Origin of the sequence: Streptomyces sp. NPDC088246, from assembly GCF_044741025.1 — a bacterium.
Classification (GTDB): Bacteria; Actinomycetota; Actinomycetes; order Streptomycetales; family Streptomycetaceae; genus Streptomyces.
Genome location: NZ_JBIURV010000105.1, coordinates 1 through 12028, shown reverse-complemented (window position 1 = coordinate 12028; position 12028 = coordinate 1). Strand labels below are relative to the sequence as shown.

Here is a 12028-nt window from a genome sequence, read left to right as displayed (position 1 = left end):
CATCACCGCATCCAGCGACAACTCCGCATCGTCCACATCCACCAGCACAAACCGCCCCGGATGCTCCGCCTGCGCCGACCGCACCAAACCACCCACCGCAGCACCCGCCAGATCACGCACCTCACCACCGCCGGCCGACACCGCACCCCGCGTCACCACCACCAACGTCGACCCACCAAAACGCTCCTCCCCCAACCACACCTGAAGAGCACCCAACACACCCTCCAACACACCACTCACACCATCCGCACCCCCATCAACATCACCGAACGCCCGCAACACCACAACACCCGGAACCGGCACATCGGCAGCAGCACCCACCACATCGGCAAAATCCACCACAACAGACCCAGCACCCACAGCCACCGAACCCGACCCAGCCGGCACCCAATCCACCCGATACAGGGAGTCATGGAACTCGGCCCCGCCACCACTGGCCAACTCCGAGGCCTGGGTGGGCCGGACGGTCAGCGAATCGACGGAGGCGACCGCTTCGCCGGCCGCGTCGGCGATGTCCACCGCGAAGCTGTCCGTGCCCAACGGCGAGAGCCGCACCCGCAACGCGGACGCACCGGTGGCGTGCAGCGTCACGCCGCGCCACTCCGCGTTCAGTCGCAGGTTCACTGCCGCCTCGGCGACCGGCGCGGAGCTCAGGAGTGCCAGGCTCTGCACCGCGGCGTCCAGGGCCGCAGGGTGCAGGCCAAATCGCTCGGCATCCTTTGCCACCTGCTCAGGCAGGACGACCTCGGCGTACAGTTCCTCGTCATGGCGCCAGGCGGCCTTCAGGCCCTGGAATACCGGCCCGTACGTCAGCCCCGCATCCGCGTACCGCTTGTACACGTCCTCAACCGACACCGGCGCCGCCCCCGCCGGAGGCCACACACCGAAAGCGGACTCGTCCGCGACAGCGCGCACACCGGCACCGAGCACACCTGTGGCGTGCCGCGTCCACGACGCGTCACCCGCCACATGCTCACCGCGCGAGAACACCCGTACCGCACGCCCACCAGAGGCACCCTCAGGCGCACCCACCACCACCTGCACCTGCACACCACCACGCACCGGCAGCAGCAACGGCGCCTCCAGCGTCAACTCCTCCAACACCCCACACCCGACCTGATCCCCCGCCCGAATCGCCAACTCCACAAACCCGGTCTCCGGGAACACGACGGAGCCCGCGGCGGCACGGTCGGCCAGCCAGGTGTGCGTACCCACGGAGAGTCGCCCGGTGAACAGCGCACCGTCGGAGTCCGCCAGCATCATCGCCGCACCCAGCAGCGGGTGATCGGCGGCGTCGAGCCCGATCGAGGCGATGTTTCCGACGGTCGCCACGTTCTTGATCCAGTAGTGCCGGCGCTGGAAGGGGTAGGTGGGCAGGTCGACGGGCCGGGTCGGGCCGCCGGGGTGCAGGCCGGGCCAGTTGACGGTGTGGCCGGTGGTCCAGAGGCGGGCCAGCGCGGTGAGGGTCTCCGTCCGTTCGGGGCGGTTGCGGCGCAGTAGGGAGACGAAGACGGCCGTGGTGTCGTCGGGGAGTGCACCGGGGGCCATGGCGGTGAGGACGGCGTCCGGGCCGATCTCCAGGAACGTCGCCACGCCCTGCTCGGCGAGGGTCTGCACGCCGTCGGCGAAGCGGACCGCCTCGCGGACGTGGGACACCCAGTACTCGGCAGAGGTGATCTCCCCCGCCGTGGCCATGCGGCCGGTCACATTCGAGACCACGGGGATACGAGGCTCGCTGTAGGCGAGACCCGACACCACCGCCTTGAACTCGTCGAGCATCGGGTCCATCAGGGGTGAGTGGAAGGCGTGCGACACCTTCAGACGCGACGTCTTGCCGCCCTGCGCGCGTACCGCCTCCACCACCCTCTCCACGGAGGCCTCAGCCCCGGAAACCACCACCGCGCGCGGCCCGTTGACCGCCGCGACCGTGGCGTCCCCGACCCCGTCGAGCAGCGCGCGGACCTCCTCCTCGGTGGCCTGCACGGCCGCCATCACCCCGCCCTCGGGCAGCGCCTGCATCAGCCGGCCGCGCGCCGCGACCAGCGCACACGCGTCCGCCAACGAGAACACTCCTGCCGCGTGCGCCGCACCGATCTCACCGATCGAATGCCCGGCCAGCACATCGGGCCGCACACCCCACGACTCCACCAGCCGGAACAGCGCCGTCTCCACCGCGAACAGCGCCGGCTGCGCGTACTCCGTACGATCCAGCAGCGCAGCCTCCGCCGACCCCGCCTCAGCGAACAGCACATCCTTCAAAGACCGTTCCAGCTGAAGGTCGAGATGACCGCACGCCTCGTCCAGCGCGGTCGCGAACACCGGGAAGACGGCGGCCAGTTCACGACCCATACCGACCCGCTGCGCACCCTGCCCCGTGAACAGGAACGCCAGCCGGCCTTCAGCCGCGGCCCCGCTGACTACACCCGGCGCAGGCTCGCCGGCAGCCAGTGCCCGCAGCCCTGCGACCAGTTCATCGCGCCCGGCGCCCGCGACCACCGCACGGTGCTCCAGCTGCGCGCGCGTCGTCGCCAGCGCGACACCCACATCCACCGGATCCGGAGCAGCCACACGCTCCATCAGGCCCAACAGCCCCGCCGCCTGCGCACGCAACGCCTCCGCGCTCGCCCCGGAGACCGGCCACAGCACCGGTCCCGTGGAGCCTGTGGAGTCCGAGTCGGGGCGCTCCACGGGCTCCGCCCCAGTGGGCTCCGCCGCCTGCGCCTCCTCAAGGATGACGTGCGCGTTCGTACCGCTGATCCCGAACGACGAGACACCTGCCCGGCGCGGCGTCGTGCCGTCCCACTCCACTTCCTCGGTCAGCAGCCGGACATGGCCGGCCGTCCAGTCCACCTTCGTCGACGGCTCGTCCGCGTGCAGCGTCTTCGGCAGGACGCCGGCCCGCATCGCCATGACCATCTTGATGATCCCGGCGACACCCGCAGCGGCCTGCGTGTGACCCATGTTCGACTTCACCGACCCCAGCCACAGGGGGTTCTCCGCCGCGCGGTCGCGCCCGTACGTCGCCAGCAGTGCCTGCGCCTCGATCGGGTCGCCCAGGACCGTGCCCGTACCGTGTGCCTCGACCACGTCCACCTGGTCCGCAGACAGCTGCGCGCTCGCCAGCGCGTCCCAGATGACGCGCTGCTGAGACGGGCCGTTCGGCGCGGTGAGGCCGTTGCTTGCGCCGTCCTGGTTCACGGCGGAGCCGCGTACGACAGCCAGTACGGGATGTCCGTTGCGCCGCGCGTCGGACAGCCGCTCCACCAGCAGCACGCCCGCGCCCTCGGACCAGCCGGTGCCGTCCGCCGCCTCGGAGAACGCCTTGCAGCGGCCGTCGGCCGCGAGACCGCGCTGCTTGCTGAACGCGACGTAGGGGCCGGGGGTCGCCATCACGGTCGCGCCGCCTGCGAGCGCGAGGGTGCACTCACCCTTGTGCAGTGCCTGGATCGCGAGGTGCAGTGCGACCAGCGACGACGAGCACGCCGTGTCCACCGTGACGGCCGGCCCCTCCAGCCCGAGTACGTAGGAGATACGGCCGGACAGCACGGCCGCGTTGCTGCCGGTGGCCATGTATGCCTCGGCCTCTTCCGGCAGTTCCAGGTCGAAGTAGGTCTGGCCGTTGGTGCCCATGAAGACGCCCACGCGGCCGCCGTGCACCGAGTCCGGCGCGATGCCACCGCGCTCGAAGGCCTCCCAGGAGGCCTCCAGCAGCAGCCGCTGCTGCGGGTCCATCGCCAGTGCCTCGCGCGGCGATATGCCGAAGAAGGCCGGGTCGAACTCCGCGGCGTCGTAAAGGAAGCCGCCCTTGCGCGGGTAGTCCGCGCCGTCATCCGCGCCCGAGCCCGTTCCGGCGTCGGACCCGGTGTCCCAGCCGCGGTCCTCGGGGAAGTCCCCGATCGCGTCGACCCCTCCGGCGATCAGCTGCCACAGCTCCTCGGGCGAACGCACGCCGCCGGGAAGGCGGCAGCTCATCGCGACGATGGCGATGGGCTCCTGTCCGGCGTTCTCGATCTCCCGCAGCTGCTGCTTCGTGGCATGCAGGTCCGCGGTCGTCCGCTTGAGGTAGTCGAGGAGCTTAGCTTCGTTCACGTTCGCCATCAGGGCCTCGCCGTGTGTCGTTTCCCGGGAACTGCGCATGCGGGAGGTTCGGGAAGTGGGGTGAATGAGCAGAAGGGGGCTGGGGCGGATCAGCGGGTCAGGAGAGCCCGAGTTCCTTGTCGAGGAAGTCGAAGACGTCCTCGGCCGACGCGGCGCCGAGGCGGTCGGCGACGGTGGGACCCTCTGCCGGCTCGGTGTTCCCCGCGTCGTTGTCGTCATTGATTCGCGCGTTGAGCCGGGTGACGAGTTCCTGGAGCCGGTGGCTGATCCGGCTGCGTTCGATCTCCTCCACGGAGAGGGCCGCCGCCACGGATTCGATGCGCTCCAGCTCCGCCAGTACGGGTACGGCGGGGGCTGCTCCGCTCGGGCACAGTTCGCCGTGCAGATGCCCGGCCAGCACGTCGGGGTTCGCGTAGTCGAAGAGCAGCGTGGCCGGGAGCTTAAGACCCGTGACGGTACTCAGCCTGTTGCGGAATTCGACGGCGGTGAGCGAGTCGAATCCGAGCTCGTTGAAGGCGCGGCTGGACTGCACCGCGCTGGTGCTGTCGTAGGCGAGGACGAGCGCCACCTGTCCGCGTACCAGGTCCAGCACTTCGCGCCGCTGCTCGCTCTCGGGCAGGGCGGACAGCCGGACAACCAGGTCCGAAGCCGCTTCGGACGGGCCCGCGGGCCCGCCGGTGCCGCCGGCCGCGGTGGCACCGGTGCGTACCTCGGGGAGGCCTGCGATCAGCGGGCTGGACCGGGTCGCCGTGAAACCGGCCGCGAGCTGCGGCCAGTCGGCGTCCAGTACGCCGACGCAGGTCGCCGCCCGGTCCAGGGCCCGCTGAAGGGCCGTCAGGCAGAGTTCGGCGTCCATCGGGGCCAGGCCGCGCCACCAGGAGCGGTCCTGCGAGGCGTCCTCGCCCGCCATGCCGCCACCGTCCCACGGTCCCCAGGCCACCGAGGTGGCCGCGAGGCCCAGGGCCCGGCGGTGCTGGGCGAGTGCGTCCAGGTAGGCGTTCGCGGCGGCGTAGCTGCCCTGTCCCGCGCTGCCGAGCAGTCCGGCGATCGAGGAGAAGGTGACGAACGCCGTCAGTCCGTGGTGCCTGGTGAGCTCGTGCAGGTGCCGGGCCGCCTCCACCTTCGGGCGCAGTACGCCGGCGAGCCGCTCGGGGGTGATGGACTCCAGCACGCCGTCGTCCAGCACGCCGGCGGTGTGCATGACGGCGGTGAGCGGCTGGTCGTCGGGCAGGCCTTCGAGCAGCGCGGCGAGGGCCGCGCGGTCGGCGACGTCGCAGGCCGCCACGGTGACCCGGGCTCCGAGCGCGGTCAGTTCGGCCGTCAGTTCCTCGGCGCCCGGTGCCTGCGGGCCACGACGGCTGGTCAGTACGAGATGGGCGGCGCCGCGTCGGGCGAGCCAGCGGGCGACGTGCGCGCCGAGTGCGCCGGTGCCGCCGGTGACCAGGACGGTTCCGTGCGGCGTCCAGTTCCCTGCGGCGGCGGTGTCGCCCTCGGTCGCGGTCTCGTCGTCGCCGTGCGTGTCCGTGTCGCCGCTGCCACTGCTCCCGGTGCCCGCGATGGTCGTGTCGGCGGGGACGTGCACGAGCCGGCGGCCGAAGGTTCCCGAGGCGCGCACCGCGATCTGGTCCTCCGCTCCGGCCCCCTGGTCGGCGGCGCCTCCTGCCAGTACGGACACCAGCCGGGCGGCCGTACGCTCGTCGGCCGTCGGCGGCAGGTCGATCAGGCCGCCCCAGCGCTGCGGCTGTTCCAGGGCGACGACCCTGCCGAGTCCCCACACCTGGGCCTGCTCCGGGTTCGGTAGTTCCTCCGCCCCGCCCACCGCGACCGCGCCGCTGGTCAGGCACCACAGCGGCGCATCGATCGCGGTGTCGCCCAGCGCCTGGGCGAGCGCGACGGTGGCGGTCAGGCCATACGGGTCGGCGAGAGCGAGCAGGGAGAGCACCGCGCGTACCGGTGAGCCCGCTTCGGACGCGGTACGCAGCCGGTCCGTGAGCGCGGTCCGTGCCGCGGCAGTGCCGGTGGGGTCCCCTTCGCCGGCGAGGGAGGTCAGTTCGGCGGCGTCCACCGTGATGAGGTGTGGCTGCGCGCCCCGGGCGTGCAGCGCCTCGCCGAGCCGCTCTGCCCAGCGGCCGGCGGCTGCTCCCTCCGGTGCCAGGACGAGCCAGGTGCCTGCCGCGGCTGCGGTGTCCCGGGCGGGTTCAGCGAGGGGCAGCCAGTCGATCCGGTAGCTCCAGGCGTCGGCGGTCGCCTCCTTCACCCGGTGCGAGCGCCAGGACGCGAGCAGGGGCAGCACGGCGTCCAGCGATTCCCGCTGTGCGTCGCTGTCCGCGTGCAGTGCCTCGGCGAGCGCGCCGGTGTCGGTGCGTTCCACGGCGTCCCAGAAGGCCTGGGCGCCCGCGCTGCCGGGCGTGGACCGGACCGTTGTACCGGAGGCGTCGGAGGCGTCGTTCTCCCACCAGTAACGCTGCCGCTGGAACGGGTAGGTGGGCAGCTGCACCCTGCGCCCGCCCCAGCCCGCGGCGGCCGCGGGCCAGTCGACCGCCGTACCGCGTACGTGCAGTTCGGCGAGCGCGGTGGTCAACGACTGCGGCTCGGGGCGGTCAGCGCGCAGCACCGGTACGAAGGCGGTGCTCCGGGAGTCGGCGTCGTTTGTCACGCACTGCTGGGCGAGGGCGGTGAGGGTGGCGCTGGGACCCAGCTCGACGAAGGTGCTGACGCCGTGTTCGCGCAGGGTGGCGATGCCGTCGCTGAAGCGGACCGTCTCGCGTACGTGCCGCACCCAGTAGTCGGCGGAGGTCAACTCGCCCTCGGTGCAAAGCTTTCCGGTGAGATTGGAGACGACAGGGAGCTGCGGTGCGTGCATCGGGAGGTCCGCGACGATCTCACGGAAGTCCGTGAGCATCGGGTCCATGCGGGGCGAGTGGAAGGCGTGGCTGACGCGCAGTCGTGACGTCTTGCGGCCCTGTTCCCGGAGCTGTTCCGCGACCTGCAGGACGGCATCCTCGTCGCCGGAGAGCACCACGGCCGACGGGCCGTTCACGACGGCCACGCCGATCCGTTCGCCTTCGCCGAGCAGTGGGAGTACGTCCTCCTCGGACGCCTCGACGGCGACCATCGCGCCGCCGGCGGGCAGTTCCTGCATCAGCCGGCCCCTGGCCGCCACCAGCGCGCAGGCGTCCGCCAGGGTGAACACACCTGCGGCGTGCGCCGCTGCGATCTCCCCGATCGAGTGGCCGATCAGCAGGTCGGGGCGTATCCCCCAGCTCTCCAGCAGGCGGAACAGTGCCACCTCGACAGCGAAGAGTGCGGCCTGCGCGTAGCCCGTACGGTCCAGTTCTTCCGCGCCCCGCTCGTCCTTGGACCGCCACATCACGTCACGGACGGGTGTCTCCAGCCTCGGGTCCAGTTCTGCGCAGACCGCGTCGAGCGCCGCCGCGAAAGCGGGCTGGGAGGCGCACAACTCTTTTGCCATGCCGAGGCGTTGGGCACCCTGGCCGGTGAACATGAAGGCGGTGCGCCCGCCCGGTCCCTGCGGCGTACCGAATACCAGTCCCGCACTGTCGTCGCCTGCGGCCAGTGCGTCCAGCCGGCGCAGCAGGCTGTCGTGGTCGTCCGCGACGGCGACAGCCCGCTGGTCGAAGACGGCCCGGGTGGTGGCCAGCGAGAACGCGACGTCCGCGGCCGTGTCGCGGCCGTCGGCGGTGAGGTGGGCACGCAGCCGGCCTGCCGACTCACGCAGCGCCCGTTCGTCGCGCGCCGACAGCAGGTACGGGAGCACCTGCGGCTCAGCAGGGGCCATGGGCGCTCCGGACGGTTCAGCTGCTTCGGATGCCTCGGACGCGGCTTCGGCGGGCGCTTCCTCGATGATGATGTGCGCGTTGGTACCGCTGAGCCCGAAGGAGGAGACGCCCGCCCGGCGCGGCGCGTCGCTGTGCCAGGCGACCGGCTCGGTCAGCAGCCGTACGTTCCCGGTGGTCCAGTCGACCTGCGGTGTCGGCTCGTCCACGTGCAGTGTGCGAGGTAGCACCTGGTGCTGAATCGCCTGCACCATTTTGATGACGCCGCTGACGCCCGCGGCGGCCTGCGCGTGCCCCATGTTCGACTTCACCGAGCCGAGCCACAGGGGGCTTTCGGCGGGGCGGTCCTGGCCGTAGGTGGCGAGGAGCGCCTGCGCCTCGATGGGGTCGCCGAGTACGGTGCCCGTGCCGTGTGCCTCGACCGCGTCGACGTCCTTGGTGGTGAGTCCCGCGTTGTTGAGGGCCTGGCGGATGACGCGCTGCTGGGCGGGGCCGTTGGGCGCGGTGAGGCCGTTGCTTGCGCCGTCCTGGTTCACGGCGGAGCCGCGTACGACTGCCAGTACGGGGTGCCCGTTGCGCCGCGCGTCCGAGAGACGCTCCACCAGCAGCACGCCCACGCCCTCGGACCAGCCCGCGCCGTCCGCCGCGCCGGCGAAGGACTTGCATCGCCCGTCCGAGGCGAGCCCGCGCTGCCGGCTGAACTCGATGAACATCTCCGGTCCGGCCATCACGGTCACGCCGCCGGCCAGCGCCAGCGAGCACTCGCCGTTGCGCAGCGCCTGCGCGGCCAGATGCAGCGCCACCAGCGAGGACGAGCACGCCGTGTCGACCGTCACCGCGGGGCCCTCGAAACCGAAGGTGTAGGCGACCCGGCCGGACACTAGGCTGCCGGCCGCGCCGCCGCCGGCGTAGTCGTGGTACATCAGGCCGGCGAACACCCCGGTCCTGCTGCCCTTGAGCGTGGCCGGGTCGATGCCCGCGCGCTCGAACGCCTCCCAGCTGGTCTCCAGCAGCAGCCGCTGCTGGGGGTCCGTCTCCGGCGTCTCCCTGGGGCTGAGGCCGAAGAACACCGGGTCGAACTCCGCGGCGTCGTACAGGAATCCGCCCTCGCGCACATAGCTGCGGCCGGGGCGGCCCGGCACGGGGTCGTACAGCGAGTCCATGTCCCAGCCGCGGTCGGTGGGGAACTGACCGACCACATCGGTGCCTTCGTCCACCACCCGCCACAGGTCCTCGGGAGATGTGACGCCGCCCGGGTAGCGGCAGCCCATGGCGACGATCGCGATCGGCTCGTGCTTGCTGTCCTCCACCTCGCGCAGACGGCGGCGGGTCTCCTGGAGGTCAGCCGTCGCACGCCGCAGGTACTCACGCAGTTTCTGGTCGTTCGCCATCGGTGTCTGAGCCAATCTGAGGTCTGTCGAGCGATGCGGGGCGGGCGGAGCGGGGATACGGGGAGGGAATCCGGGCCGTCGGTGCCGTCGGCGTCGGCCCGGCTCCTGCTAGGGGAGTCCGATTTCACCGTCCAGAGCGGCGAACAGCTCGTCGTCGGTGGCCGACTCGTAGTCCGTACGGACTACGGCGTCCTGCCCCGCACCGCGCCGGTCCCGCCATTTGCGTACCAGTGTCTCCAGTAGCGCGGCGACTTCCGCATGCTCCCCGTCGTGCTCGCCCTCGTCCGGGGGCGAGGCGAGCAGAGCCGATTCCAGGCGGTCGATCTCGGCAAACAGCGACTGTCCCGAGGAAAGGGCCGGTACGAGCTCGGCCGCCAGGTGCGCGGCCAGCACGGCCGGCGCGGGGAAGTCGAAGACGAGGGTCGCCGGCAGCCGCAGGCCGGTGGCCGCGCCCAGCAGGTTACGCAGATCGACGGCCGCCAGTGAATCGAAGCCGATGTCCTTGAATGCCCGCTCCGGGTCAATGTGTTGGCCGCTGCCATGACCGAGCACCGCTGCCGCGTTGTCCCGGACCAGATCGAGGAGGAGGAGGTCGCGGTCGGCCTCCGACAGGCCGGACAGCCGCAGCGAGAGCGCTTCGGCGGCCGCCGCAGGGGCCGCTGTCGCCGCGGCCGGGACGGCGCGGCGCATCGGGTTGCGTACGAAGGTACGAAGCAGCGCGGGCACCGGTCCGCCCGGCGAGCGCAGCACCGCCGCCTCCAGCCCGACCGGTACGAGCACCGGGGCGTCGACAGCCATGGCCGAGTCCAGCAGGGCCAGCGCCCGGCCGGTGGGCAGCGGGCGCATGCCCATCCGCCGTATCCGCTCCAGATCGGCCTCGACCAGCCGGCCCGCCATGCCCTGGGTCTCGGCCCACAGGCCCCAGGCGAGGGAGAGAGCAGGCAGGCCCTGGGTCCCGCGGTGGCGGGCGAGGGCATCGAGGAAGACGTTCGAGGCGGCGTAGTTGGCCTGTCCGGCGCCGACGAAGAGACCCGCGGTGGAGGAGAACAGCACGAAGGCTGCAAGTGGCTGATGCTGTGTCAACTCATGTAGATGCCAGGCTGCGTCCGCCTTGGGACGCAGTACCGAGTCCACGCTTCGCGCGGTCTGCGTCTCGATCAGGCTGTTGTCGGCCACACCTGCTGTATGGATCACAGCCGTGAGGGGGTGACAGGAAGGGATCTCGGCGAGCAGCTTCTCCAGTGCGGCGCGGTCCGCGACATCACATGCCACCGGTACCGCTTCGGTCCCGAACTCGGCAAGCTCTTGGACAAGTTCAAGAGCACCGGGCGCCTTCTCACCGCGACGGCTGACCAGCAGCAGCCGACGGGCGCCGTGCCGCGCGGCCAGGTGGCGGGCGACAGCGGCACCGAGGCCGCCGGTTCCGCCCGTGACCAGTACGGTGCCTTCCGGATCCCCCCAGGGCGCACCGATGGCCTCGCCTGCGCTCTGCTGCTCTCTTACGAGCCGCGGTTCCCACAACTTGCCGTCACGCAGAATGAGTTCGGTTCCGTCGGCGGCTGCAGCAGATCGCAGGAGCTGTACGGAGGGCGGGGTGCCGTCCCAGTCGAGGAGCAGCAGCCTCCCGCCGGGGTGTTCGGCCTGTGCGGAACGCACCAGGCCCCACAACGGAGCGTGAACCAGGTCCACGGCCGTGCCGGGCTCGGCGTCGGGGCCGGCCGCGCCGCTGGTGAGGATCACCAGCCGGGAGTCGACGAACCTCGGGTCGGCCAGCCACTCCTGCACGGCCTCCAGCACACGGACCGTCGCGGTGCGCATACGGTCCAGCAGACCGGTTCTGTGATCCTCGCCTCCTGTGCACGCGAGGGCTCCTGTGCATGCGAGGGCCACGAAGTCCGGTACGGGGCCGGACGTCTCCCTGAGTGCCGCGAGATCGGAGAACACCGGAGCCTCGGCGCCGAAAGCCGCCACGAGCCGGTCGTCCTCGCTGCTGCCGATGACCGCCCAGCTGCCGGCCGGTTCCTCGGACGGAGACCATCCGGCCCGCTCGGCCCAGCTCGGCCGCAGCAGTGCGTCGTCGTCGTCACTGCCGGCCGCCACCAGCTGTTCGGCGCTGACGGCACGCGCGGCCAGCGAACGTATCGATATCACCGGAGCACCGGTCGAGTCCGTGGCCAGTACTGACGCCTCGTCAGGACCATGGGACGTCACGCGTACACGCAGTGAGGTGGCACCTGCCGCGTGCACCGAAACGCCGCTCCACGCGAAGGGCAGCCGCGGCCCTTCGGCACTGGCCTGGCTGTCGCCCTCATCAAAGAGATTGGCGTGGAGGGCGGCGTCGAGCAGGGCCGGATGGACGCCGAAGGCGCCGGCGCCCTGGTGAGCTTCCGGGGGGAGGGCAACTTCGGCGTAGATGTTGTTACCGGCGCGCCAGGCGGCCTTGAGCCCCTGGAAGACGGGGCCGTAGTGGTAGCCCTGGGTGGCGAGGTGTTCGTAGGTGTCGTGCAACGTGATGGGCTGGGCGCCGGTAGGCGGCCAGTTGCTGAGATCAGAGCTGGAGTCAGCCTCGTCCGAGGGGAGTTGGGGAGTGAGAGCGCCTTGGGCATGCTGAGTCCAGGGCGCATCACTGGGTACGTCGCCCGAGTCCGGGCGTGAGTGGATGGTGAGGGTGCGGCGGTCGGACGCGTCAGGGGGCCCGACTGTGATCTGGAGCTGGAGAGCCTGCTCCGGGGCGAGAACGAA

At 71.5% G+C, this 12028-nt stretch carries 3 protein-coding genes; all 3 read right to left on the bottom strand.

The window, feature by feature from the left end:
• Nucleotides 1-4137 (bottom strand): type I polyketide synthase (locus tag ACIPEK_RS45285; RefSeq protein WP_402008625.1); only part of this gene is annotated, 4137 nt, incomplete at its 3' end.
• A 58-nt stretch (nt 4138-4195) separates the two neighbouring features.
• Nucleotides 4196-9301 (bottom strand): type I polyketide synthase, encoded by a 5106-nt coding sequence (locus tag ACIPEK_RS45280; protein ID WP_402008623.1) that lies wholly within the window; start codon nt 9299-9301, stop codon nt 4196-4198.
• Between the two features lie 93 nt (nt 9302-9394).
• Nucleotides 9395-12028: SDR family NAD(P)-dependent oxidoreductase (locus ACIPEK_RS45275; RefSeq protein ID WP_402008621.1), on the bottom strand; the 2634-nt coding region annotated here is incomplete at its 5' end.